At 66.3% G+C, this 24,105-nt stretch carries 29 protein-coding genes; 20 read left to right on the top strand and 9 right to left on the bottom strand.

Annotation, left to right across the window (positions count from 1 at the left end; translation table 11 throughout):
• From KY496_RS11010 to KY496_RS10960, 11 genes are read left to right on the top strand one after another with little or no spacing between them, the layout of a single operon-like run.
• The gene (locus tag KY496_RS11010) at positions 1 to 516 is read left to right on the top strand and encodes a hypothetical protein (protein ID WP_219864734.1); all 516 of its coding nucleotides are present in this window, start codon (positions 1 to 3) and stop codon (positions 514 to 516) included.
• Between the two features lie 2 nt (positions 517 to 518).
• Positions 519 to 908 (top strand): hypothetical protein, encoded by a 390-nt coding sequence (locus KY496_RS11005; RefSeq protein WP_219864733.1) that lies wholly within the window; start codon positions 519 to 521, stop codon positions 906 to 908.
• The gene (locus tag KY496_RS11000; protein ID WP_219864732.1) at positions 905 to 1,108 is read left to right on the top strand and encodes a DUF551 domain-containing protein; all 204 of its coding nucleotides are present in this window, start codon (positions 905 to 907) and stop codon (positions 1,106 to 1,108) included. The genes KY496_RS11005 and KY496_RS11000 overlap by 4 nt, the downstream gene beginning before the upstream one ends.
• A complete protein-coding gene (locus KY496_RS10995) occupies positions 1,102 to 1,302 on the top strand; it encodes a hypothetical protein (RefSeq protein ID WP_219864731.1) in 201 nt (66 codons plus the stop codon). Before KY496_RS11000 ends, KY496_RS10995 begins: the two co-directional genes overlap by 7 nt.
• The gene (locus KY496_RS10990; protein WP_229520499.1) at positions 1,299 to 1,985 is read left to right on the top strand and encodes an HNH endonuclease; all 687 of its coding nucleotides are present in this window, start codon (positions 1,299 to 1,301) and stop codon (positions 1,983 to 1,985) included. Before KY496_RS10995 ends, KY496_RS10990 begins: the two co-directional genes overlap by 4 nt.
• The gene (locus tag KY496_RS10985; protein WP_219864730.1) at positions 1,963 to 2,211 is read left to right on the top strand and encodes a hypothetical protein; all 249 of its coding nucleotides are present in this window, start codon (positions 1,963 to 1,965) and stop codon (positions 2,209 to 2,211) included. The genes KY496_RS10990 and KY496_RS10985 overlap by 23 nt, the downstream gene beginning before the upstream one ends.
• Positions 2,212 to 2,220: 9 nt before the next feature.
• Positions 2,221 to 2,523 carry a hypothetical protein gene (locus KY496_RS10980; RefSeq protein ID WP_219864729.1) on the top strand — a complete coding sequence of 101 codons (303 nt, stop codon included), beginning with the start codon at positions 2,221 to 2,223 and terminating at the stop codon, positions 2,521 to 2,523.
• Entirely contained in the window at positions 2,516 to 3,184 is a 669-nt protein-coding gene (locus tag KY496_RS10975) for a hypothetical protein (RefSeq protein ID WP_219864728.1), read from the top strand. Before KY496_RS10980 ends, KY496_RS10975 begins: the two co-directional genes overlap by 8 nt.
• Positions 3,181 to 3,369: a hypothetical protein gene (locus KY496_RS10970; RefSeq protein WP_219864727.1), complete on the top strand. Its 189-nt coding sequence runs from the start codon at positions 3,181 to 3,183 to the stop codon at positions 3,367 to 3,369. Before KY496_RS10975 ends, KY496_RS10970 begins: the two co-directional genes overlap by 4 nt.
• A gap of 9 nt (positions 3,370 to 3,378) precedes the next feature.
• The gene (locus tag KY496_RS10965) at positions 3,379 to 3,597 is read left to right on the top strand and encodes a DUF4224 domain-containing protein (protein WP_219864726.1); all 219 of its coding nucleotides are present in this window, start codon (positions 3,379 to 3,381) and stop codon (positions 3,595 to 3,597) included.
• Complete coding sequence (locus KY496_RS10960) at positions 3,594 to 4,715, top strand: tyrosine-type recombinase/integrase (protein WP_219864725.1); 1,122 nt, start codon at positions 3,594 to 3,596, stop codon at positions 4,713 to 4,715. Before KY496_RS10965 ends, KY496_RS10960 begins: the two co-directional genes overlap by 4 nt.
• A 219-nt stretch (positions 4,716 to 4,934) precedes the next feature.
• Here the strand turns inward: KY496_RS10960 and KY496_RS10955 are convergent, their stop codons facing one another.
• The 3 genes from KY496_RS10955 to KY496_RS10945 all read right to left on the bottom strand — a co-directional run bounded on the left by KY496_RS10955 (position 4,935) and on the right by KY496_RS10945 (position 10,740).
• A complete protein-coding gene (locus KY496_RS10955; protein WP_219864724.1) occupies positions 4,935 to 7,763 on the bottom strand; it encodes a PAS domain S-box protein in 2,829 nt (942 codons plus the stop codon).
• Positions 7,764 to 7,875: 112 nt separating this feature from the next.
• Positions 7,876 to 9,591: an FAD-dependent oxidoreductase gene (locus tag KY496_RS10950; protein ID WP_219864723.1), complete on the bottom strand. Its 1,716-nt coding sequence runs from the start codon at positions 9,589 to 9,591 to the stop codon at positions 7,876 to 7,878.
• Positions 9,592 to 9,720: 129 nt separating this feature from the next.
• Positions 9,721 to 10,740, bottom strand: a complete 1,020-nt coding sequence (locus KY496_RS10945; RefSeq protein WP_219864722.1) for a transporter — start codon at positions 10,738 to 10,740, stop codon at positions 9,721 to 9,723.
• 250 nt (positions 10,741 to 10,990) lie between these two features.
• Here KY496_RS10945 and KY496_RS10940 point away from each other — a divergent pair, with 250 nt between their 5' ends.
• Entirely contained in the window at positions 10,991 to 11,260 is a 270-nt protein-coding gene (locus KY496_RS10940) for a hypothetical protein (RefSeq protein WP_184239790.1), read from the top strand.
• A 21-nt stretch (positions 11,261 to 11,281) separates the two neighbouring features.
• Here the strand turns inward: KY496_RS10940 and cadR are convergent, their stop codons facing one another.
• The gene (cadR, locus tag KY496_RS10935; RefSeq protein WP_005666113.1) at positions 11,282 to 11,689 is read right to left on the bottom strand and encodes a Cd(II)/Pb(II)-responsive transcriptional regulator; all 408 of its coding nucleotides are present in this window, start codon (positions 11,687 to 11,689) and stop codon (positions 11,282 to 11,284) included.
• 61 nt (positions 11,690 to 11,750) lie between these two features.
• Here cadR and KY496_RS10930 point away from each other — a divergent pair, with 61 nt between their 5' ends.
• A complete protein-coding gene (locus tag KY496_RS10930; protein ID WP_184239788.1) occupies positions 11,751 to 12,479 on the top strand; it encodes a cation transporter in 729 nt (242 codons plus the stop codon).
• Between the two features lie 40 nt (positions 12,480 to 12,519).
• Here the strand turns inward: KY496_RS10930 and KY496_RS10925 are convergent, their stop codons facing one another.
• The 3 genes from KY496_RS10925 to KY496_RS10915 all read right to left on the bottom strand — a co-directional run bounded on the left by KY496_RS10925 (position 12,520) and on the right by KY496_RS10915 (position 15,262).
• A complete protein-coding gene (locus tag KY496_RS10925) occupies positions 12,520 to 13,119 on the bottom strand; it encodes an HAD-IIIA family hydrolase (RefSeq protein WP_005666117.1) in 600 nt (199 codons plus the stop codon).
• A 4-nt stretch (positions 13,120 to 13,123) separates the two neighbouring features.
• Complete coding sequence (locus KY496_RS10920) at positions 13,124 to 14,143, bottom strand: glycosyltransferase family 2 protein (protein ID WP_219864721.1); 1,020 nt, start codon at positions 14,141 to 14,143, stop codon at positions 13,124 to 13,126.
• 183 nt (positions 14,144 to 14,326) lie between these two features.
• Entirely contained in the window at positions 14,327 to 15,262 is a 936-nt protein-coding gene (locus tag KY496_RS10915) for a hypothetical protein (protein ID WP_005666121.1), read from the bottom strand.
• 341 nt (positions 15,263 to 15,603) lie between these two features.
• Here KY496_RS10915 and KY496_RS10910 point away from each other — a divergent pair, with 341 nt between their 5' ends.
• From KY496_RS10910 to glf, 6 genes are all read left to right on the top strand, one after another.
• Positions 15,604 to 15,930: a KGG domain-containing protein gene (locus KY496_RS10910; protein ID WP_005666123.1), complete on the top strand. Its 327-nt coding sequence runs from the start codon at positions 15,604 to 15,606 to the stop codon at positions 15,928 to 15,930.
• Positions 15,931 to 16,079: 149 nt separating this feature from the next.
• Positions 16,080 to 16,484, top strand: coding sequence for a hypothetical protein (locus tag KY496_RS10905; RefSeq protein WP_005666125.1), 405 nt, complete (start codon positions 16,080 to 16,082; stop codon positions 16,482 to 16,484).
• A 139-nt stretch (positions 16,485 to 16,623) separates the two neighbouring features.
• Positions 16,624 to 17,745 (top strand): M14-type cytosolic carboxypeptidase, encoded by a 1,122-nt coding sequence (locus tag KY496_RS10900; protein WP_005666127.1) that lies wholly within the window; start codon positions 16,624 to 16,626, stop codon positions 17,743 to 17,745.
• Between the two features lie 4 nt (positions 17,746 to 17,749).
• On the top strand, positions 17,750 to 18,226 hold the full coding sequence (locus tag KY496_RS10895) for a CYTH domain-containing protein (protein WP_219864720.1): 477 nt from the start codon (positions 17,750 to 17,752) through the stop codon (positions 18,224 to 18,226).
• Entirely contained in the window at positions 18,226 to 19,395 is a 1,170-nt protein-coding gene (locus KY496_RS10890; RefSeq protein ID WP_219864719.1) for a serine hydrolase, read from the top strand. The genes KY496_RS10895 and KY496_RS10890 overlap by 1 nt, the downstream gene beginning before the upstream one ends.
• Positions 19,396 to 19,600: 205 nt before the next feature.
• The gene (gene glf, locus KY496_RS10885) at positions 19,601 to 20,755 is read left to right on the top strand and encodes a UDP-galactopyranose mutase (protein ID WP_005666133.1); all 1,155 of its coding nucleotides are present in this window, start codon (positions 19,601 to 19,603) and stop codon (positions 20,753 to 20,755) included.
• Positions 20,756 to 20,766: 11 nt separating this feature from the next.
• Here the strand turns inward: glf and KY496_RS10880 are convergent, their stop codons facing one another.
• Entirely contained in the window at positions 20,767 to 21,510 is a 744-nt protein-coding gene (locus KY496_RS10880) for an SDR family oxidoreductase (RefSeq protein ID WP_219864718.1), read from the bottom strand.
• 134 nt (positions 21,511 to 21,644) lie between these two features.
• On the opposite strand from KY496_RS10880, the gene KY496_RS10875 reads away from it, so the two are divergent.
• Entirely contained in the window at positions 21,645 to 22,619 is a 975-nt protein-coding gene (locus tag KY496_RS10875; protein WP_219864717.1) for a LysR family transcriptional regulator, read from the top strand.
• Between the two features lie 6 nt (positions 22,620 to 22,625).
• Here the strand turns inward: KY496_RS10875 and KY496_RS10870 are convergent, their stop codons facing one another.
• Positions 22,626 to 23,879 (bottom strand): DUF2863 family protein, encoded by a 1,254-nt coding sequence (locus tag KY496_RS10870; protein WP_005666138.1) that lies wholly within the window; start codon positions 23,877 to 23,879, stop codon positions 22,626 to 22,628.
• Between the last annotated feature and the right edge of the window lie 226 nt (positions 23,880 to 24,105).

The raw sequence follows: 24,105 nt of genomic DNA, 5'->3' as shown, positions 1-24,105 counted from the left end.
ATGTTTCAACTGACCGACCACAAAGCCAAACTGACCAACGTGAACCCGCGTGCGGAGCTGCATGGCGACCAGCCCAAGCCAGCTTTCGACCTGATGATCGAAGTGGCCTGCGCCAGCACGGTGCTGAACGACTTCCACCCGGAACTGCGCGCCATGCTCTACAAGAAGGACGAAGATCCCGACCTGGTCGAGCAGCTGGAGGGCGAGAGCCTGACCGCGCTGCGCCTGCCGAAGCTGGGCGCGCTCAAATGGGACCAGGATTACAGCGGCTACACCGTGGTGGTCGACTACGGCATGGGCGGCGACAGCAACATCGTGCTGGGCGACGTGAAGGTCGACAAGTTCAAGTTCACCGCGCAGGAAGGCGGTACCGTCACCGTGCAGTGCCGGATCATCGCGCATCCGGACGAGAAGGTGATCGGCCCGCTGTGCAACTTCATCCAGCGCGACATCGTGCTGAGCATCACGCCGCCTGAGCCGACCACGGTGCAGGAGCTGTTTGGCGAGGCCGCCTGACCGTGGCGCGCGTTTCTACCGTGACCATCCCCGGCGTGGGCCGGGCCGGCTGCAGCGCGGAGAAGCGCGCCATGCGCACCGCCTGCATCCTTCGCATTCGCGAGGTGCTGGCCGATGGCCCGATGAGCACCTTCGACGTGAAGAAGGCGCTGGGCGTTAGCAGCTCGGCCACCTATGCGGCGCTCAATTTCATGATGCTCGAGCTGCGCGAGGTGCGCAGGTCTGGCCAGCGTGACGACCGCCGCGCGTTCCTGTGGGAGCTGGGCGAGGACTTGACGCTGTCGGCCGCCGACCAGCAGCAGACCAGGACCGTGCCGGCGCGCCAGGTCGGTATGTGGCGCGATCAACTGGTGGCGGCGCTGTTCGGGCCCGCGCGGGGAGTTGCAGCATGAGCGCGCCGACCTGGGCCGATGTGGCCACGGCGCTGCCTGACGCCGACACCCTGGTGCTGCTCGCGCTGAACGATGATGATGTGTGGCCAGGCTTTCTCGACGGCGATACCTGGCGCTACCCCGATGCGATGCCGATCACCGGCGAGCGCGTGACGCACTGGATGTCGATGCCGGCGCCACCGAGAGTGCCGGCATGCTGAAACTGCAGATCAAGGATTCGGGCGCCTGGCGCAACGTGCTGAGCTTCCCGGCCGAACAGCGCGATCGCGTCGAAGTCGCGGCCGCGGCGCTGCTCGAGGTGGGGGGCGCCGGCAAGTCGGCAATGCGCCTGGTCGCCGGCGAGACGGTGCTGGCGCGCTGCGAGCAGCCGGCCTGCCAGTGGAGGACGGTATGACGAAGTCGCGCGGCATCCTGGGCCCGCGCGCCGCGTGGACCGAGGAGCAGCTGGACATGCTGCGCACGCTCTATCCGAACTACAAGACGGAGAACGTTGCGTTCCTGGTGGGCCATTCGCTCGAATCGACGTACCGAAAGGCCAGCAGCCTGGGCCTGAAGAAGTCGGCCGAGTTCCTCGCCAGTGGCCACGCCGGCCGGCTCGACGGGATCCGGGGCGGCGCCACTAGGTTCCAGAAGGGACACACCAGCTGGAACAAGGGCACGAAGGGCGTGCACACCGGCGGCGAGCAGACGCAGTTCAAGCCCGGGCAGATGCCATACAACACGGCGCCGATCGGCGCCTACAGGCTGGATCCGGACGGCACGCTGCAACGGAAGATCAGCGACGCGAAGGGCGCCAACAATAAGCGCTGGCGCAGTGTTCACGAGCTGGTCTGGATCGAGGTGAATGGCCCGGTACCGCCGAAGCACATGGTGGTGTTCCGTCCCGGCATGCGCACCAATGTGCTCGAGGAGATCACGATCGACAAGGTGGAATGCATCAGCCGTGCCGAGCACATGAAGCGACACACGCGGCACAACCTGCCGCCCGAACTAAACGAGGTGATCCAGCTGCGCGCTGTGCTCACCCGCCAGATCAACAAGAGGATGAAAAGTCATGAGCAAGAAGAACATCGATGACCTGCGCGAGCTGCTGTTCAGCACGATCGAAGGGGTGAAGGCCGGGACGCTCGACGTCGAGCGCGCGAAGGTGATCGGCGACCTGTCCCAAGTGATGGTGAACACGGCCGCCGTCGAGGTGAAGTATGCCCAGGCCACCGGGCAGAAGGGCAGCAGCTTCCTGGAGAAGGCCGAGGAGCTGCCGGCGGGGATAACCGGGATTCGCCAGCACCGGATGCTTGGTTGAAAGGACGATATGGAACACATCGAAACCCCATCCCGCCGCAAGCTGCTTGCCGCGGCCCTGGAGCACCTGGCGCTCGAGCGCGCCGCCGCTTGCGTCATCCAGGTACCGGACACCGACCCGCCGCTGTTCGTGGCGGTCGGGCCGGCGCCGACGATCACGAAGCTGCTGCAGGACGAAGCGCACCAGCGAAAGCATGCAGCGCTGCAGGAGCTGGTCGACATCGCCCAGGAGAACGACATGGGCTACGGCGCGCCGAAGAAGGTGGCGGCCGACGTCGAGTTCGACGAAAGCGAAGGTGGCCACCATGATTGAACGCCCGATTCTGTTCAACGGCGCCATGGTGCGTGCGCTGCTCGATGGCCGCAAGACGCAGACGCGGCGAGCGGTGAAGATGCCGCCAAGCTGGGATTGCTTCGTATGCGCTGACTGGGGTGACGGCTGGTGGCCCTACCGCAGCGATGACGGCGAAAGCCCCACCTACGACAATAACGAGATCCGGCTGAACTGCCCCTATGGTCAACCCGGCGACCGCCTGTGGGTGCGTGAGACCTTTGGCGAGGTGTATGACTGGTGTGACCATCCGGAAATGCCAGGCGCTCCGACCGAGCGCTGGCACATCGATTGGAAGTATCGCGCCGATGGAGAGCCCGATCGCCCTCACCTCGAGGGCGCATGGACCGGATGGAAGCCGAGCATCCACATGCCGCGCGCAGCCAGTCGCATCCTGCTCGAGGTGGTGTCGGTGCATGTCGAGCGCCTGCAGGACATCAGCCAGGAGGACGCCGCCGCCGAGGGCATCACTGACCCGGGCTGCACGAACTGCGGCGAGCCGGAAGCGAAGTGCGCGTGCAGCTTCCCGATGCCGGACTACCGTGACGCCTACGCCTACCTCTGGGGCCAGATCAACGGTCCGGACAGCTGGCTGGCCAATCCCTGGGTGTGGGTAGTCGAGTTCAAACGGGTGGCGCCGTGAACGCGCGCGGCCCCGATCGCCGCTGGCGCGATGCTGGCCCCGGGCAGCTGCTGCCCGAACGCCGCGACGGCTTCGACCGCCGCGCGCTGGTGAAGCCCAGCACCGCAGGAATGATCCGCCCAGGTGTCGGCGAAGCGCGGCCGCTGCGCGAGCGCCGGCAGTATCTGGATTCGGGAATGGAATAGGAGCGGACGATGGAAGACCTCACATTATCGAGCGACGAGATCTACGCGATCACGCATTACAAGCTCCCGAAGAAGCAGCTTGCAGCCCTCCAGGCGCTGGGTATCCCGGCGCAGCTGCGTAGGATCGACAATACGGTGTGCGTGCTGCGCGCATACGTGAAGAACCCGGCCGGCACGCAGGCGCCGGCCGCTCCCACCGGACCCAAAAGGAAATCAGCAAGGCAATGAACAGGCAGCGCAAGACGAACCGCGGGCTCCCGCGCCGGGTCTACATCAAGTTCAACGCGTACTACTACGTCGCGCCGGAGAAGATCCGCGACCCGAAGACGAAGGAACTGAAGATGTGGATCCGGCTATGTGGTGTGGAGGAAGGGGAGGTGGCCATGCTGAACCGGCTGGCCGAACTCCTGGGCAGCAAGACGCATGTCCAGGGCACGGTTCCGCACCTGTGCGCGGAGTTCAAGCAGAACAAGCTGGGGAAGTACAGTGCGGAGACGCAGGAGCAGTATTCACGGTTCCTGAATGTGATCGCCGACGAGTTCGAGGCCTTCCTGGTGGTCGAGGTCACGACCAAGGAATTCGCCGACTTCCTGCGCGAGAAGTTCAGCGACAAGCCGAACACCGCGCGCAAATACGGCGCTCTGGCCAGCAAGCTCTTCCGGTACGCGGTGTCGGGCCTCGGGCTGCGCCAGGACAACCCGATCGACCAGCTCGACCTGAGCGACTTCGAGACGCAGCGCCGCACAGTGCTGCTGACGCACGACCAGGTGCAGCGCATTCGCGCCGCCGGCATGTTCAGCAAGCCGCGCAAGGACACCGGCCAGGCCATCCCGACGGCGAGCGGGCCGATGTTCGCCTGCCTGATCGACATGGCCTATTTGCTGTGGGCGCGCGCGATCGACATCCGGACGATGAAGGAAAGCCAGATCGAGGAGGGCCGCATCCGCCTGCAGCCGAGCAAGACGAAGAAGAGCAGCGGGAAGGTGGTCGATATCGAGATAACGCCAGCTATTCAGGATGTGATCGACCGGGCGCGCGCCATCAAGAAGGGGTACGAGATCATCTCGCCCTACCTGTTCCCAAGCCAGAAAGGCACGCCATACGCGAAGACGGGCCTGATTTCAATGTGGGACAGGGCACGGGAGCGTGCGGGCATCACCGACGACGTGACATTCAAGGATCTACGCGCCCTTGGCGCCACCGATGCGGCGAGGGCAGGCAAGCAGATGGGTGAGATTCAGACCCGACTGGCGCACACCTCTCGGAAGACCAGCGAGATTTACATCAAGGAAGCGATCCCGGACGTGTCGGCGATCGACATCAAACTGCCCTGGAAATCCATCTAATACTGGCTGCCGGGACCAGGTTTTTCGGGGCATAGATGGCTGGTCGTGCACCACTGTATATTAGATGTCTCTAGCGCAGAGCTAGTATCCATGCAGGTTTCGGGCGGTCGCGTCCGCGCATGGGGTGCACGGGGTCGGAGGTTCGAATCCTCTCGCCCCGACCAAAGTATCAGTGAAAAAGCCAGCTTTCGAGCTGGCTTTTTTACGTCCATTTTCACGTCAAGACCCTAATCCTCGCGACCCCGGCGCCAGCTCGTCCAGTACGCCCAGCAACTGGCCGACGTCCACCGGCTTGACCAGGTGCCTGGTAAACCCGGCCCGTTTCGACGCCGCCATGTCCTGCGGCTGGCCGTAGCCGCTCAGCGCGATCATGGCGGCGCCGGCCACCAGCGGCGCCGCGCGCAGCTCTCGCACCAGCCGATAGCCATCCATATCCGGCAAGCCGATATCCAGCAAGCAGACGTCGAAACTGTCTTTCTGCACCCGCCGCAGCGCCGCCGTCGACGAATCCTCGACCTGCACCCGGTGCCCCACCGCCGACAGGACGATGCCCAGCGATTCGGCGGCGTCGCGGTTGTCGTCGACGATCATGATGCGCAGCGTCGAATGCGCCGCCAGCGCGGCGTCGTCCTCGCGTCGCCTCGCGTCGTCACCAGCGCCATCCACGCCGAGCGGCAGGACCACGCTGAAGCAGCTGCCCCGTCCCGGCCCGTCGCTGTGCGCCTGCACCTGCCCGCCATGCAGGTTGACCATGCTGCGCACCAGCGCCAGCCCCAGGCCGAGACCGCCCTGGGCGCGATCCGGCGTGCGCTTGGCCTGCGTGAACAACTCGAACACATCGGGCAGCAGCGCGGCATCGATGCCGATGCCATTGTCCTTCACGCTCAGCTTCACCTGGCCGGCGTCCGGCATGGCATCGGCGCACACCGTGATCTCGCCGCCGTCCGGCGTGTACTTGGCCGCATTGTTGATCAGGTTGGCCATCACCTGCACCAGCCGCTTGCGGTCGCCGGTGACGGTGACGTTGGCCGCGCCGAGGCGGGTCGACAGCGTGTGGCCCTTCTTTTCGATCAGCGGGCGCGCCTGCTCGATGGCGTTCTGGATCACCGACTTGAGGGCGACCGGTTCGCGCTCCAGCTCGACCAGGCCGCGCGTCACGCGCGAGACGTCGAGCAGGTCGTCCACCAGTTCGACCATGTGCCGCACCTGGCGCCCGATGACGTCGCTGGCGTGGGCGATGCGCTTCGGGTCGGCGCCGGACAGTTTCAGCATCTGGGCCGCGGTGCTGATCGGCGCCAGCGGGTTGCGCAGCTCGTGCGCCAGCATGGCCAGGAACTCGTCCTTGCGCGCATTCGCCGCCTTCAGTTCTTCGGCAGCCAGCTTCTGGTCGTGCATGTCGGTGACCGTGCCCATCCAGCGGATGATGCGGCCGGCCTCGTCGCGCACCGGCAGCGCGCGGTTCAGCACCCAGCGGTATTCGCCGCCATGGTGGCGCAGCCGGTGCTCGAGCTCGAACAAGGCGCCGCTTGCCACGCTGCCGGCCCACAGCGCCAGCAACGCGGGCAGGTCGTCGGGATGGATGGCGGCGGTCCAGCCGGTCGGATCCACGTTCGACAAGCCGGTGAAGTCGCTCCAGCGCCGGTTCGTATAATCGTTCGCGCCGTCGGCCCGGCACGACCACACCATCTGCGGCATCGCATCGGTAATGGTGCGGAATTTTTCTTCGCTCTCGCGCAGCGCGCGCTGTGTGTCGACCTGGGCCGTGAGGTCCATCGAAGCGGCCACCGCGCCGGTGATGGCGCCATCCTCGGTGCGGATCGCGGTGGCCCGGGTGAGCAGGATGCGGCGCTCGAGTGGGCGGCCGAAGGGTTCGATCTCGACCACGTCGGCCTCGACCTGCTCGCCGCGCAGCGCGCGCGCCAGCGCCCACTCGTCCGACCGTATCTGCCTGCCGTGGCGCTCCGAGCCGTCGGCCCACCAGCCACGCCATTCGGCGTACTGGTCCTGGCTTGTCGGCATCGGGTGATCGCCCCACAGCTGGCGGTTCATGCGATTGACGGACGACAGCGCCCCATGCTCGTCCACGTAGACGATCCCCACCGGGGCCGAGCTGAGCAGGGCGTCGAGGCGGCGGCGGTCGGCCTCGGCCTGGCTGGCCGCGGCGCGCGCCGCCATCTCGCTGGCCTGCAGCGCGCGCTCGGCGTTCTTCTGGTCGGTGATGTCGGTGAACAGCAGGGCCACGCGGCGCTTGACCGGATGGGCGATCGGGCTGGCGTAGACGGTGAACCAGCGGCCCATCGCCTGCGAGTATTCCTCGAAGCGGCGCGCCACGCCGGTGCGCGCGACCTCGTCGTAGGTGGCGATCCAGCGCTGTTCCAGGTCCGGCACCAGCTGGCGCGCGGTCTTGCCCACGCTGTCGACCAGGCCGGTATGGCGGACGAAGGCGTGGTTGGCTTCCACGAACACATAGTCGACCGCACGATCCTGTTCATCGTGGACCAGGTCGATCAGGCAGAACGCATCGTCCATGGTCTCGATCAGCGCATGGTTCGTCTGCTCCAGGCGCTGCCGCAGCAGGTGGTCTTCGGTGACGTCATTGCAGATCACCAGCACCCCGTGGATGCCGGCTTCGTCCTCGATCGGGCTGTAGCCGTAGGTCCACCATACGTCTTCGCGGCGGCCGTTGCGGGTCAGGGGGACCAGGCGGTCCTCGTACCAGGCGCTGGCGCCGTCGCGCATGACGCGCTCGATGTCCGGTCCGATCAGGTCCCAGGCTTCTTCCCAGCACGGGCGGCCGGGATGGCCGAGGGCGACCGGATGGCGCTCCGGGCCCAGGGTCTGGCGGTAGCCGTCGTTGTAGAACTGGATCAGGTCGTCGCCCCACCAGATGAACATCGGATGATTGCTCGACAGCAGGACCCGCAGCACGGTCTTCAGGGTCGAGGGCCAGCCATCGGGCGGGCCGAGCGGGCTGTTGTTCCAATCGTAGGCGCGCATGAGGGCGCCCATCTCGCCGCCACCGGCCAGGAAGCTGAAACTCGAATTCAAAGTGTGTGGAATAAAAGGTGGGAAACCGTAAACGATACGGCGTGACTGATCCACCGGCAATTGTAATGGTGTGCGGTAATACCTGCTCGGCGGCCGTCCTCCGGTGCGGTGCTCAGCCGGTCGCCCCGTCGGCCTGCTGCTGCTCGGCCAGGTATCTGTGGATCTGGGCCACCACGGCCGCGCCTTCGCCGGCCGCCGCGGCGACGCGCTTGGTCGAGCCGGCGCGCAGGTCGCCCACGGCGAACACGCCCGGCACGCTGGTCTCGAGATCGCGTCCGCCATGCCGCCCCGTGGCCTCATAGCCGGTCAGCACGAAGCCCTTGCGGTCCAGTTCCACGCCGCATTCGCGCAGCCAATCGCTGTTGGGATCGGCGCCGATGAACAGGAACAGGTGGTGGCTATCGAACACGACTGGCTGACCGCCGCTGCGGCTGCGGCAGTGCACCCGCTCCAGGCCGGCGTCAGTGCCCTCGAGTGCGGCCAGTTCGAGCCGGGTGTGCAGCACGATGTTCGCGCTCGCCCGGATGCGCTCGATCAGGTAGCTCGACATACTGGCCTCGAGACCGTTGCCGCGCACCATCAGGTGCACGGTGCTGGCGTGCGCGGCCAGGTAGACGGCGGCCTGGCCGGCCGAGTTGCCGCCGCCGACCAGCACCACGGTCTGCCGGCGGCACACCTTTGCTTCGACCGGCGAGGCCCAGTAGTACACGCCGCGACCCTCGAAGCGGGCCAGGTCGGCGAGGTCGGGCTTGCGGTAGCGCGCGCCGGCCGCCAGCACCACGCTGCGCGCCCGCGCGCAGGCGCCGTCGTCCAGTTCCACGCGCAGCGGCCGTTCGCGGCACAGCAGCCGCATCGCCGGCGCCGGAATGGCGATCTCGGCGCCGAACTTGCTGGCCTGGACGAAGGCGCGGCTGACCAGGGCGTGGCCCGAGATGCCGGTGGGGAAGCCGAAGAAGTTCTCGATGCGCGCACTGGCCCCGGCCTGGCCGCCATAGGCGCGCTGTTCCAGCACCAGCACCGACAGGCCTTCCGAGGCCGCGTACACGGCCGTGGCCAGGCCGGCCGGGCCGGCGCCGACCACCAGCACATCGTAGACCATGTCGCGCGTGATGCGCGGCATGGTGCCCAGGAAGCGGCCCATCTCGAGCAGGCTCGGGTTCTTGATCACGAAGCCGTCGGGCATGGCGACCAGCGGCCAGTCGTGCTCCTGGCGCCAGTGCTCGCGCACCAGCTGGGCGGCGTCCTGGTCGGAGTCCGGGTCGCGCCGGGTATAGGGTTGCGCATTGCGCGACAAAAAGCTCTCGAGCTCGAACAGGCGCGCATGGCCGGACGGCCCGATCAGGATCGGCCCGGTCGGCTGTTCGCCGATCAGGCGCGCGCGGCGCAGCATGAAGGCGCGCATCACGCGCTCGCCCAGCACCGCCTCGGCCATCAGGAGCGCACGCAGCGCCTCGGGATCGAGCACCAGGGCTTCCAGGCGGCCGACCGCCACGCCGTCGACCAGCGGCGGCCGGCCCGACAGCTGCGACACTTCGCCGGTGAACTGGCCCGGTTCGAACAGGTGCACCTCGACCCGGTGGCCGAGGGCATTGCTGCGGCTGCAGCGCAACTGGCCGGACAGCACCACGACCATGCCGGGAGAATCGACCAGGGCCCGGAACACGACGTCGCCGTCGTGCCAGGCGCGCTCGGTGGCGAAACGGCGGATGCGCTTGAGATCGTCTTCGCCGAGGACGGGATAGACCTGGTGGCCGCGCGTTTTCAGGTCGATCAGGTAGAGCGGATCGATGATGGACGGTTCCGGCAGGGATTCTGGCGTGTCGTTCATGGCGGCTCTCGGCTGGTCGCGTCGGATCTGACGCAGGCGAATGCATGGTAATGCAGCCGGGCCGTTTTGTGCGCTATCTCCTGGGGTGGGTGCGCCATGGTTTATTTTTACTGGTAAGCCGCCGCCGGTTCAGCGCTGGCGCTGCAGTCGCAACAGCAGCCAGCCGGCCACCGTGGTGAAGGCCGCGACCAGGCCCAGCGCGATCCAGAAGCCGTGGCGCTCGTCGGCCAGCGGGATGCCGCCCACGTTCATGCCGAGCAGGCCGGCGATCAGGTTGATCGGCAGCGCCATCACGGTCACGATCGTCAACAGATACAGGCTGCGGGCATTGTCCTCGTTGACGCGGGCGGCGATTTCTTCCTGCAGCAATTTGATGCGCTCCTGCAGCGCGGCCAGGTCGCTCAGCACCACCGTGAATTCCTCGGTCGCCTGGCGCAGGTCCTGGCGGTCGTCGCCATCGACCCAGCCTGGTGGGCGCTGCAGCAGGCGGAACAGGGCGGCCGGTTCCGGCGCCAGCAGCCGCTGCAGGCGCACCAGCACCCGGCGCAGCGAACCGAGGTCTTCGCGCTGGCGGGTGAGGCGCCCGGCCAGCAGCCGGTCTTCGATGGTGTCGACCCGCGCCACCGCCTCGCGCACGATGTTCACCAGCACGTCGGCCTGGTCGCGCAGCAGGTGGATCAGGAGCTCGCTGGATGAGCGCAGCGGGGCGCCCTGGCGCACGTCCTGGCGCAGGCGCTCGATCGAGGCCAGGGGCTTCCTGCGCGCGCTGATCGCTACCTGCGGCGTGACGTGGACCCACAAGGTCGAGATCTCGGCGCTGTCGAGCGAAAAACCATGCAGCACGTCGTTGACGACGGCGATCAGGGCATTGTCGGCCAGCTCGAGGCGGGTCGAGCGCGAACCCTGGTGCAGCGTCTCGTAGAACTCGTCGGCCAGCATGGCGTGGCCGCGCAGCCAGCGTTCGCTGGCGGTGTTCGACAGGTTGAAGTGCAGCCAGATGAACTGTTCCGGTTGCGGTTCGCGCATCCAGGCCAGGGCCTCGTGCACGCCGATCGGCGTCGCGGTCGTGTCGCGCCGGAACAGGAAGCCCCATACCAGGCCCGAATCGTCGGAGCCGTAACTGAAGCCGGGAGCCGCCATCTGCGCCATTGACCTTCCTGGATGAATGAACGATGGGCAATTGTAGAGCGTTCTGACGGCGCGATGTTGGCTGTCGGCGACGTGCGTGGCAACCTTGCGATGTCATCAAGTTGAAACCATCGGCCGCTAAGATTGCTCCTGTGTCTCTCCGCGTGATCCCTCAACCGGATACTGCGTTTTTCCGTCGGCCTCACGGTCGGCGGTTTTTTTTTATGTGAGGCTCCCGGCGCGCATGGGATGTCTCGAGGAAAGGAAACAGATGCACATCTCTCAGATCGATCGCCGCGGCGCGGCGCCGGGCGACATGGCTGACAATAGCCTTGCCAATCCCTATGCGGGCGCAACCCACGTGGTGCGCCAGGGCATCCTGATCCAGGCGAGCCTGGGCACCCGCAGCGCCGTCGAATTCCTGAAGCAGCATGGCGTGCACGGCGCGGTGATCCACCGCGTGCTGATGGGAGAGCAGGTGCGCGGCGACGACCGGACGGCGCTCGACGATCGTGCGGTGATCGACGATCCCAGGATGTAGTCGAGGGCCTGCAGCCGGGGTTCAGGCGTGCTCGGTCAGTTCGCGCAGGATCGCGCACTGGCCGGCGGGCCGCGTCGAATCGCAGCGCGCGCGCAGGCGCGACAGTTCGGCGCGCAGCGCCCTCAGCTCCAGGATCTGGCGGTCGATCTCGGACAGCTGGTGGTCGACCAGCGCGTTGACGCCGCTGCAGGAACGTTCCGGCTGGTCCTGGTAGCCGAGCAGGGTTTCCACTTCGCTGAGCGACATGCCCAGCGACCGGCAACGGCGGATGAAATGCAGCCTCTCGGCGTGGTCGGCGCCATACATGCGGTAATTCGCCTGCGACCTGACCGGCGGCGGCAGCAATCCCTTTTGCTCGTAGAAACGGACTGTCTCGGACTGGCAGCCCGTCAGTTTCGCCAGTTCACCAATACGCATCAGCATGTTCATCCCTTGACCTTGTAGTTACTACAGGGATTCTAATGGAGTTATTGCCATTGGAGGTGCGATCATGTCCGCTTGCTGTTCCGGATCCTGCAGTCCGACCACGCCGCCGCCCGACGGGCGCTACCGCAAGGTGTTGTGGGCGGCATTGCTCATCAATTTCATCATGTTCGGCGTCGAGCTGGCCAGCAGCCTGGCGGCAGGCTCGGTGTCGCTGCTGGCCGACTCGGTCGACTTTCTCGGCGACGCCGCCAATTACGGGGTGTCGCTGTTCGTGCTGGGCATGGCCGTGGTGTGGCGTTCGCGCGCCGCCTACGCCAAGGGCGTCGTGATGGGCGTCTTTGGCGTGCTGGTGCTGGCGCGCGCCTTGTGGCTCGGCCTTGACGGCCACCTGCCGCATGCCCAGACCATGGGAGCCGTCAGCCTGCTGGCGCTGGCCGCCAACGGCACGGTGGCGGCCATGCTCTATGCGTTTCGCAACGGCGACGCCAATATGCGCTCGGTGTGGCTGTGCACCCGCAACGACATGATCGGCAACCTGGCCGTGATGCTGGCGGCGCTGGGCGTGTTCGGCGCCCGCGCCGGATGGCCGGACATCGTGGTGGCGAGCATCATGGCGTGCCTCGGCCTGTCGGCGGCGCGCCAAGTGATGCGGCAGGCGCGCGCCGAGCTGCGGGCGCAGGCGGCGGCACGCTCGCCGGTGGCGACGCCGATGCCGATGCCCGTGCCAGCGACCCTGCCCACACCAGCGCCGGCGTCGTCGCCGGTGTCGATCGTCGAGATCCGGCGCCGCTGAACGGGGGCATCCGGGCGCCAGCAAATGCCGCCAGTCCCCGTCAGCCCGGCGACCGTGAACCCGCCTGCGGCCGTAGGTCCTCGCGCTCGCCGTGCTCGGCGATCAGCATGGCCGCGCTGTACAGGTCCGGCGCGATGCGCGTGGGCAGGCGGCGTGGCCCCAGGCGCCATTCGGTCTCGCCGCCGTTGTCGATCAACAAGGTGCGGCAGCCGGCGCGGTTGCCGGCCTCGACGTCGTGCAGGATGTCGCCGATCATCCAGGATGCGCGCAGGTCGATGGCATGCTCGTGCGCCGCGCGCAGCAGCATGCCGGGCGAGGGCTTGCGGCAGGCGCAGGCGAAGGCATAGTCGCTGACGGTGCCGAGCGGATGGTGCGGGCAATAGTAATAGCCCGCGAGGGCGAGCTGCTCGCGAAACAGCAGGTCGTGCAGGCGGTCGGAGACCGGACCCATCGCCGCTTCGGTGAAACAGCCGTGCGCGATGCCGGACTGGTTGCAGACCACGAACAGGCGATAGTCGAGCTCGGCCAGCAGACGCAGCGCCGCGCCGGCGCCGCTCACCAGGCGGATGCGGCGCGGCTCGGCATTGAATGGGATGTCGTCGACCAGCGTACCCTCCTGGTCGAGAAAGATGGCTTTCATGCGCTTACGCGAAACGCACGCGGTAGCGCACGGCGCCGGCCAGGCGCCAGAACACCGACAGTGGCGGCAGCAGGACCGAGGTGATCGCCATCTCGGCCACGTGCGAGGCGCTGTGGGCCGTGCCTTTCAGCCTGCGCAGGCACAGGCGCACCGTGAGCGCCAGCCAGACCAGGGTGGCGGCCAGGGCCAGCCAGCGCACGCCCAGCACCCAGCAGGGCAGGGCCAGCAGCAGGGCGGCGACGATGGCGTAGTGGTCCCAGCACGGACGCGCTTCGATGCGTTCGCGGTACAGCGTCGGGTGCTTCTTGTACAGCAGCGCGTCGAACACGGCATGGCGGATCTGCAGCAGGCTCGCGCCCCAGGGCGCCGGACGCACCGGGTGCACGGCCAGCGCCTGCGGCGCGCGCACGATGCGGATGCCTTGTTCGAGCAGGCGGAAGTGCAGGTCGGCGTCGCTGCCGCGCTGGACGCTGAAGCGCTCGTCGAAGCCGTCGAGCCGTTCGAGCACCGGCTTGTGGAAGAAGCAGTTGGCGCTGGTGAAATCGGCCAGTTCGTGCGCATGCGCGCTGCGCTGACGGTCGGTGGGGCGCGCCGGCACCGGGGTCTCGATGCGCCCGCAGACGACGGCGGCGCCGCCGTCGAAGGCGGCCAGCCCCTGGGCCAGCCAGTCGGGGCTGGGCACGGCGTCGTCGCTGGTGAAGGCGATGACGCTGGCGCGCGCCGCGCGCCAGCCGCGGTTGCGCGCGGCGCCGGGACCGCGCGGGCCGGTGTTGGCGACATAGGCCAGCCGCGGCCCACGGTCGAGCGTGCGGGTGCGCCAGCCGGCCACCAGGTGCAGCGTATTGTGGTTGGGTTCGTCGTCCACGACGATGACTTCGACGCTGCGCGGATCGACGCTCTGGCGCATCAGGGCGTCCAGGCTGCGGTCGAGCAGGTCCATGCGGCCGCAGGCGGGCAGCACGACCGACACCGCGGGGATGGCGGCGGGCGTGGCGCTATTTGAGGTGTCGTCCGTTGCAGGCATGCGAGGTCTCCTCGTTCTCTCCGCTGGTCTCGCGCCACGGCACGATCGTGGCGATGTCGAGCGGTTCGATTGCCTTGCGTACGACGCGGTTCCTGCGCTCCGGTACGGTTTGGAGATGGATCAAGGAAGGGCGGTCTCGTAGGGTCGGCGGGTTACCCGCCAACCCTACGGTAGATCGGCCGCTCAGCCGCGCGAGAACCCGGTGTCGTCGTCCATCTTGCGGTCGCCCGCCAGCTTGTTGGCGCCGCCCGGGCTGCGCGGGTAGCCGCCGGCGGCGTCGTTCGACTGGTGCACCGGATTCGGATCGGCATGCATGCTGCCGCCCACCTGATAGCCTTCGCCCTCGGTGCGCGGGCCCGAGTTGCCCGGGCTGCGCGGCAGGCCGCCGGACACATTGTTCGACTGGTGCACGTTCTCGCTGCCCGTATCGCGCGCGCCGGCGCCGGTCTGCGAACCCTGGCGGTCGGTGCTTTGCTGGACTGCGCTGGCGCTGGCGTCCTGGGTGTCGGCGCGGTTGTCGTCGGCGCCCTGGCGGTTGCCGTAGATGTCGCCGTGCTGCACGCCCGGCACGCCGGCCTCGGTGCCGAGCGGGTCCGGCGCCACGGTGCCCGGCACGCGGCCGTCGCGGCCCGGCTCGTTGCCGTGCAGTTCCGGCTGCGCCGGGTCTTGCGGATTCAGGGTGTCGGTGGTCCGGGTCGCGCCCTGGCGGTTGGCGACGTCTTCGTTGAGCGAGACGCCGGTGTCGCGCTGGCGGTTGCCCACCGGCTGCTCCAGCTTGCCCCAGGCATCCGAGTGCATTTCCATCTGGCGCTGGTGGCTGTCGGTGATGCCTTGTTGCGGTCCCGAGCCGCCGGTCTGCTGGGTCTGCATCGAGCCGCCCGGCAGGTCGCCCTGGCGCGATTGGCCGCTGCCGTCCGGGCTGCCGCCCAGTCCGGCCTGGTCGTGGCCGCCGGCATGCGCCATGCCGGTGCCCGACTGGCCACCCTGTTCGCTGGCGCCGCGCGGGTAGGTATGGTCCATCGGGCCGCTCTGGGTATTTCCTTTGGAACCTGGCGTCCATTTTTCATTGGCGCCATTATTGGTCTGGTTATTGGTTTCGCTACGTTGATTCGCGTCCATGTTGGTCTCCTGTGCTTGGTGAGCGGGCAGGTCGAAGTCCTGCCGGATAACACCATGATGCGCGCCGACAGCCTGGCACAGAATAGGAAGAGGTAGGGGAGGTATGTAGGACTGGTCCTGACGAGTTTGTTGACTACTGGCAGTTATTTTTCGAAGTGCATTATTTGTCGCTCAAAGTCCTACAAAGTCATCTGAAATGCTCCTATAGCCGCATCGGAGATGGCTGCCTAAGATGGGCTTCGACTCATCGTTCGCCGGCGAATGGCCGGCGGCGATCGGGTCTCAAGCCTGCCGCAGGACGCGGCGGTTTCCACAAGTGCTGTATAAGGGAGAACGTCATCATGGCCTCAAGCAATCAAGGTAACAAGCAATCGGGCAACCAAGGCAACAGCCAGAGCAGCGGCACCCGCAATCGCGGCTTCGCCTCGATGGATCCGGCGCGCCAGCGCGAAATCGCCAGCCAGGGCGGCAAGGCCGCCCATGCCAAGGGCACCGCCCACGAATTCACGTCGGAAGAAGCACGCCGCGCCGGTAGCTTGAGCCACGGTAATCGTCAGTCGGCCAACGCCAGCGCCGGCGGCGCGTCGCGCAGCTCGAGCTCCTCGAGCAAGAGCGGCAACCGCCAGAGCGCCCAGGGCGGCAACCGCAGCGGCGGCTCGAAAGAGTAAGCATGCGGCCGGCTGAGCCGGCGACAGCCAAGAAACGGGGAGCCATGGGCTCCCCGTTTTGCTTTGGTTTTGCCTCTAATACACACAAAACGGGAAGGGGATAGGTTAGAATCGCAGCGCCTTTTTCAACCTTCCCCAAGGATCAAGTCGTGAAACCAGCGGTCATCCGTCAAGTCAAGAGCCTGTCCATGTCCTGCGACCGGGTCGGCAACCTGTTGCTCACCAAGTTCTCCAGCCAGGGCGCGAGCGACCTGTGCATCCACATCCCGGCCTCGATCGTGTTCTGGCTGCTCAAGCACCTGCCGGTCAACCGCGATCCGCAACTGAAGGCGCCGCCCGCTGGTCCCGGCATCACCCAGGCCGATTGGGACAGCCCCTACGTGCCGCGCGCGCAATACGTGAACTGCAAGGAACTGCCGGGCGCGATCCGCATGACCTTCGTGCTCGACCGCAAGCCCGAGCTGACCGTCGTCCTCGACCGCGGCAACGTCGAACTGATGCGCCAGATCATGGCCATGTACACCAAGGACCTGATCGACCTCGACGCGCAGTAAACACGCGCTCCCACCCGGCCCGGGATCGGCGGTCGGCGTGGCCGATCCGGTATCATGGCCGGGCCAACGTCGGGCTGGCGCCCGACGCTTCCGATATTTGCACACCGTCCACCGCGACGGGCCATGAAAGGATCCCACGATGCCCATCAAGATCAGCACGATGTTCGACTCCGGCTCGATCGACGTCGTCCGCGCCGACAATCCCAAACAGATCGACCTGAACCTGCGCAAGGATTCGCACGCCGACATCCACCAGTGGTTCCACTTCCGCCTGCAGGGCGCGCGCGGCCAGGCGGTCACGATGCGCTTCCTGAACGCCGGCCAGGCCACCTATCCGAAGGGCTTCGAGGGCTACCAGGCTGTCGCGAGCTACGATACCGAGAACTGGTTCCGCGTTCCCACCAGCTTCGACGGCCAGGTGATGACGGTCGAGCACACCCCGGAACTGGACAGCGTCTACTACGCCTATTTCGAGCCCTACACCTGGGAGCGCCACCTGCGCCTGCTTGGCGAAGTGGCCGAGAACCCGATCGCGCGCGTGCATGACATCGGCAGCACGGTCGACGGCCGCGACATGAACCTGGTCGTGATCGGCAATCCGCAGGCAGAGAAAAAGATCTGGGTCATCGCCCGCCAGCACCCGGGCGAATCGATGGCCGAGTGGTTCGTCGAAGGCATGATGGATGCGCTGCTCGACAACGCCAATCCGGTGGCGCGCAAGCTGCTGCAGCGCGCGGTGTTCTACATCGTGCCGAACATGAATCCGGACGGCTCGGTGCGCGGCAACCTGCGCACCAATGCCGCCGGCGCCAACCTGAACCGCGAGTGGATGAACCCATCGCTCGAACGCAGCCCGGAAGTGTACTGCGTCAAGAAGAAGATCGAGGAAGTCGGCATCGACATGTTCTTCGACATCCATGGCGACGAGGCGCTGCCCTACAACTTCGTGGCCGGCTGCGAAATGCTCGAAGACTTCACCGCCGAGCGCGCGCTGGAGCAGAGCACCTTCATCGATCGCTATATCTCGTGCAGCCCGGACTTCCAGAAGGAATACGGTTACGCCGCCAGCAAGTACAACGACGAGCTGCTGACGCTGGCCTCGAAATACGTCGGCCACCACTACAAATGCCTGTCGCTGACGCTCGAGATGCCGTTCAAGGACAACGCCAACCTGCCCGACCCGCACGTCGGCTGGAACGGCGCGCGCAGCGCCGGCCTGGGCGCGGCGATGCTGCAGCCGATCCTGCAGGCCCTGGGCTGATTCCATGGGCGTCGAAATCGAACGCAAGTTCCTGCTCGCGAGTGAGGCCTGGCGCCAGCTGGGCACGCCCGTCCTGCTGCGCCAGGGCTACCTGACGGCCGACCCGATGCGCACGGTGCGCGTGCGCATCGAGGGTGAGCGGGGCGTCCTGACCATCAAGAGCAAGAGCGAAGGGGCGTCGCGCGGGGAATGGGAGTATCCGATCCCGCTCGAAGACGCCACCGAACTGCTCGACCGTCTGTGCGAGCGGCCGCTGGTCGAAAAATACCGGCGCCGCATCGAGCATGCCGGCTTCGTCTGGGAAGTCGACGAGTTCCTGGGCGAGAACGCGGGCCTGGTGGTGGCCGAGATCGAGCTGCCGGCCGAAGACGCCGTCTTCGACAAGCCGGACTGGATCGGCCAGGAAGTCACCAGCGACAAGCGCTATTACAACTCCAACCTGATCCGTTCTCCGTATTCCACCTGGACCGATACCGAATAATGACGACCGCTTCGCCCACCATGCTACGCCGCAGACTGCTCGCACTTTCCCTCACCACCGCACTGGGCCTGACGCTGCCGGCCGCCGGCGCGTTTGCCGCCGATAATGCTTACTTTCCACCGGCCGGCGAATGGGCCCGCAAGGACCCGGCCCAGCTGGGCATGGACCCGGCGGCCCTGGCCGCGGCCGTCCAGTTCGCGCAATCGCGCGAGACCGAGCGTCCGCTCGACCTGTCCGACCAGGAAGCCATCTTCGGCGCCCGCCTGGGCTCGATGCCCACCAGGCGCGCCCATACCAACGGCGTGGTGATCTACAAAGGCTATGTCGTCGCCGAGTTCGGCGACACGCGCTTCGTCGATCCCACCTATTCGGTGGCCAAGAGCATGCTGGCCACCGTCGCCGGCGTGGCGGTGCGCGATGGCCGCATCGGGGTCGGCGACCCGGTCGCGAAGACGGTCGATGACGGCGGTTATGCTACGCCGCACAATGCGCAAGTGACCTGGAAGCAGCACCTGCAGCAGGAATCCGAGTGGGAAGGCGAGCTGTGGGGCAAGCACTCCAATTTCATCGGCAAGCAAGCTTTCGGTAAAGGCGAGAAGAAGCCGCGCGCGATCAAGGCGCCGGGCAGCTTCTACGAGTACAACGACACCCGCGTGAACCGCTTCGCCCTGTCGCTGCTGCGCGTGTTCGGCCAGTCGGTGCCGGACGTGTTCCAGCAGCAGGTCATGGATCCGATCGGCGCCTCGTCGACCTGGAAGTGGGTTCCTTACCATAACAGCTACGTGGAAGTGAACGGCAAGCAGGTGCCATCGGTCAGCGGCGGCACGCGCTGGGGCGGCGGCATGTGGATCGACAGCTGGGACATGGCGCGCTTCGGCTACCTGTGGCTGCATCAGGGTAACTGGGCCGGCAAGCAGATCCTGCCCGCTTCTTATGTGAAGGAAGCGCTCACCCCGAGCGCCCATGGTCCGGACTATGGCTACCTGTGGTGGCTCAATACCAAGGGCAAGAACCTGCCGGGCATGCCGGCCACCGCCTTCGCGGCGCTGGGCGCGGGCAGCAACGACATCGTCGTGTCGCCGGAGCATGACCTGGTGATCGTATGGCGCTGGCATGCCGGTAACGCGGCCGAGTTCGCCACGCGCGTGATCGCCGCGATCCGTAAGTAAAGACGTTCCATATCCGCAACGTGGGCCGCTCCAATTGTGCGGGGCAAAACGGGACTTGAATGATATATTTTTATCATTAATCCCACCCGCGATGCGGTGTTGTGTGTCCTCTGGTTAGACCCGACAATTTGTTCTTGCAGTCGGCCGGTCGGGTCGAGGTCAGGCATACGCTCCGGCATTGCCAACACCACCAGGACACACAAGAATGAGCAAGAATATCGCCATCGTTGGCGCTGGATTCTCCGGGGCCGTGATCGCAAACCAGCTGGCGCAGGCCGGCTATACCGTCGACGTGTTCGAATCGCGTCCCCATATCGCCGGCAACTGCTATTCGGAACGCGATGCCGAGACCGGTGTCATGGTCCACGTCTACGGCCCCCACATCTTCCACACCGATAACGAGCGCGCCTGGGAGTTCGTCAACCGCTACGCCGAGTTCAAGCCCTACGTCAACCGCGTCAAGGCCATCACCGGTGGCAAGGTATTCACCCTGCCGATCAACCTGTTGACCATCAACCAGTTCTTCAACAAGACCATGGGCCCGGCCGAGGCGCAGGAATTCCTGCAGAACCTGGGCGACAAGTCGATCGAGAACCCGACCACCTTCGAAGAGCAGGCGCTGCGCTTCGTCGGTCGCGAGCTGTACGAAGCCTTCTTCAAGACCTATACGATCAAGCAGTGGGGCCTGCACCCGAGCGAGCTGCCGGCCAGCATCCTCAAGCGCCTGCCGGTGCGTTTCAATTACGACGACAATTACTTCAACCACAAATACCAGGGCATGCCGGCCGACGGCTACACGGCGCTGGTCCAGAACATCCTCGACGTGCCGGGCGTGACCGTGCATTTGAGCACGGCCTTCGACCCGCTTGAGAAGGGCAACTACGCCCACGTGTTCTATAGCGGCCCGATCGACGCCTGGTTCAAGCACGAAGAGGGCCGCCTGCCTTACCGCACGCTGGACTTCGAAACCTTCCGCGCCGATGGTGACTACCAGGGCAATGCCGTTATCAATTACTGCGACGACGAAAAGAAATACACCCGCATTACCGAGCACAAGCACTTCTCGCCGTGGGAAAAGCACGAGAAAACCATCTGCTACGCCGAGTACAGCCGCCAGTGCGAAGAAAAGGACGTCCCGTACTACCCGATCCGCCAGACGCGCGAGAAGGCGCAGCTGGAGCTGTACGTGAACAAGGCGAAGAACGAAGACAACGTCACCTTCGTCGGCCGCCTGGGCACCTACCGCTACCTGGACATGGACGTCACCATCCACGAAGCGCTGCTCACTTCCGATAAATTCCTGGAGACCGCGAAGAACGGCGAGCGCATGCCGGCCTTCACCATCGATCCGATGGCGTAAGGCCGTCAAGCTCACGCAGCGAAACCGCCGTCGATCAACAGGTCGGCGCCGGTGACGTAGGCCGCTTCCGGTCCGGCCAGGTAGGCGACCATGGCCGCGATCTCTTCGGGGCGGCCGTGGCGCTTGATCGCCATATAGTCGTGCAGGCCGGCGCCGAACTCGGTCTTTTCCGGGTTCATGTCGGTGTCGACCGGGCCGGGCAGCACATTATTGATCGTGATGCCGCGCGGCCCCAGTTCGCGCGCCAGTCCCTGGGTCAGGCCGCTCAGCGCCGACTTGCTCATCGCATACACCGACCCGCCCACCATCGGCATGCGCAGCGCATTGGTGCTGCTGATGTTGACGATGCGTCCGCCTTCCTTCATGTGCGGCAGCGCCGCCTTCACGCCGGCGAACACGGCGCGCACGTTGACGCCCACCGTCTTGTCGAAATCTTCCAGCGTGAAATCGTCGATCGGCCCGAACACGGCGACGCCGGCATTGTTGACCAGGATGTCGATGCGGCCACGTTCTTGCGCGACATGGGCGATCGCGGCGTCGATCGCGGCCGGATCGGCGGCATCGCTGCGGATCGCCTCGGCGCTGCCTCCCTGGGCCTGGATGTCCGCCACCAGCGTCTCGGCGGCGCCGGCCGATTGCTGGTAGGTCAGCGCCACGTGCGCGCCCTGGCTGGCAAGCCGGCGCGCAATCGCCGCGCCAATGCCGCGCGAACCGCCGGTGACCACGGCAACCTTGCCTTCGAATGCTTTGTTCATGATGGACTCCCTGAGAATGATTGGACGAGTCGGCAGTATGCTGCCGACCAGGAGTTGAAACTAGCCGGTCCAAAGTCGTATGACTTTCAACCAGAGGTATAAAATCTCCGGATCGTCACCATCCAGACACCGCCATGCCGGAATCGATCAGTCACCTCGTCTCGTTCATCTACAGCGCCGAGGAGCGCGGCTTTTCGCCCGCCGCGCGCCGCCTCGGCCTGAGTCCGGCCGCGGTCAGCAAGAACGTCGCCCGCCTCGAGCAGCACCTGGGCGTGCGCCTGTTCCAGCGCACCACGCGCCAGCTGCGGCTCACGGCCGAGGGCGAACGCTATCTGCACGAAGTGGCCGAGCCCTGGCGCCGGATCGAGGAGGCGACCCAGGCCACGCGCCAGGGCGCCGGCCAGCCCGGCGGCACCCTGAAAATCGGCATGGCGCCGCTGGTCGGGCGGACCTATTTCGTGCCGATGCTGGAAGATTTTCTCGCACGCTATCCGGCCATCGTTCCCGACCTGCATTTCGATAACCGCCAGGTCGACCTGGTCAAGGAGGGCTTCGACGTGGCGATCGGCGGCGGCGTCGACCTGAACGAGGGCATGGTGGCGCGCGAACTGACCAGGGTGCGCAGCGTCGTCGTGGCCAGTCCGGCCTACCTTGAGCGGCGCGGCTGGCCGCACGATCCGGACGGCCTGGCAAGACACGACGGCATCGCCCGCCGCGCCGTGGGCAGCGGCCGGCTGCTGTCCTGGACCCTGCGCCATGACGACGGCCGGCAGGCGCCGGTCGACCTGCGTACGGTGATGGTGTGCGACGATCCCGAGGCGATGGCGCAGGCGGCGCTGGCCGGCATCGGCGTGGCGGTGCTGCCGTTGCCGCATGCGCAACCGTTCCTGCGCGGCGGGACACTGGTCGACGTCTTGCCGGGCTGGTTCGTGGAGGGGCGGGCGCTCTGCCTGTATTACGCGAGCCGCAGGCTGTTGCCCGCCAAGACGCGGGTGTTCATCGACTTCGTCGTCGCGCGTTTCGAAGAGCAGGGTCTGGCGCGGCAGTTCATCACGCCGGAAGGGGGAGCAGGGGAGGGAGGTGACGCTCCCGCCGCGGCGGGAGCCTGAACTACGTCAGTGGAAGTGCTCGGTGCCGGCCGGCGCGTCTTCCGGCATCTCGGCATGCACCAGCTCGCCGGTCGGGTCGGCGAACAGCGGCGCGCCGCAGTCGTCGCAGTACTCGGCCACGTAGCGCTCGTTAATGCGCTTGATGTGGGCGATGCCGGCGTCGTTGAGGTGGGCCGCGATCTCGTTGATCGGGGACAGCGGCGTGGCGGTGACCGCCAGCGGGCCTTCCATCGGCGTGCCGTTCTCGTCTTCCTGGCCATACAGCGGCCAGACGATGCCATACACCACGTCGGCGCTCTGGCGCATGGTGAACGAGACGCGGTACTCGTCGATCTGGATGTCCGGCGACTCTTCGCCGAAGCCGGCGATCACGGCGCGCAGGTCGGACGCTTCCACGCCCAGCGTATTGGTCAGGTAGTGCACGGCGGCGCGGATCGAGATCGGGCGGATCAGTTTATCGGCTTCGCGGCAGGCCACGTAATAGGCTTCCGGCAGCAGCAGCTCGATGCCGCAGCCCGGCAGCAGGCGCGCGATATTCGCGGTGGCCTGGGCGCGCCACTGCTCGAGGCTGCGATTGCGCTCTTCGGCGAAACGCACGTGGTGCTGCGGCTCTTGCCAGCGGAACAGCGGCTCGCCGGCCGGGGCCACGATCGCGATCAGGAGGTAGCGGGTATCGGCCAGGAAGGGCGCGGTTTCGTCCAGGTGCTGGGCCGGCTTGATGGTGCCGCCCTTGTGGGCGGCGGCGGCCAGCTTCTGCGTCAGCGCCGCGGTTTCGGCGTGGGTGCGCGGCAGCTGGTCGAGCGAATATAAGGTAGGCGCAATTGCCATCTTGGTGCCGTCGGCCAGCAGGTGCGCCGAGAAGTGGGCGCCCAGGGTCGACAGCAGGTCGTTCGGGATGGCGCCGGTGGCGATCGAGAACCGGGTCCAGGCCAGGATCGGCGCCGCGACCAGCAGCGCCTGCCACGTGACGTCGCCGTGCTCGCCTTGTTCGACCATGGTGGCCGATTCGCTAACGGCCTCGACCGTATCCATCAGCACGTCGTAGGAGGCCAGGTCGTCCTTGAACAGGGCGTTCAGGGCGGCATCGATGCTGTCCTGATGATTGGTCTTGAGCAGCTTTTGCAGGCAGGTGTCGAGTTGGCGTTCCCACGCCCGCTCTTCGGCACGGCTGGCGGCTTGCATGAGGGCTTGCGAGAGGCTGACGAGGCGCTGGCTTTCTGCGGAAAGTTTTGGAGTTGAATCTTTGGAAGGACGACGCATGGCGCTGGTGGGTCTCTTGTCAGTGAATGTTTCGAAAGTCCGAGGGGTTGATGATAAACCCATATCCCCGGTATTGTAGTTGATTCGGCCACAGGTCATGAACAATGGCTGTCATGGAGGCAGGACGAAAGCCATATGACGGGCGCGCACGCAAACGCTTGCACAATGCGCGAACAGGGTACATAATGAGAATAATTCTCATTCAAACATGTTTGGGAAGAGCGAT

The organism is Massilia sp. NP310 (genome assembly GCF_019443485.1).
Lineage (GTDB): Bacteria > Pseudomonadota > Gammaproteobacteria > Burkholderiales > Burkholderiaceae_D > Telluria > Telluria timonae.
This window is presented reverse-complemented; position numbering and strand designations above follow the sequence as displayed.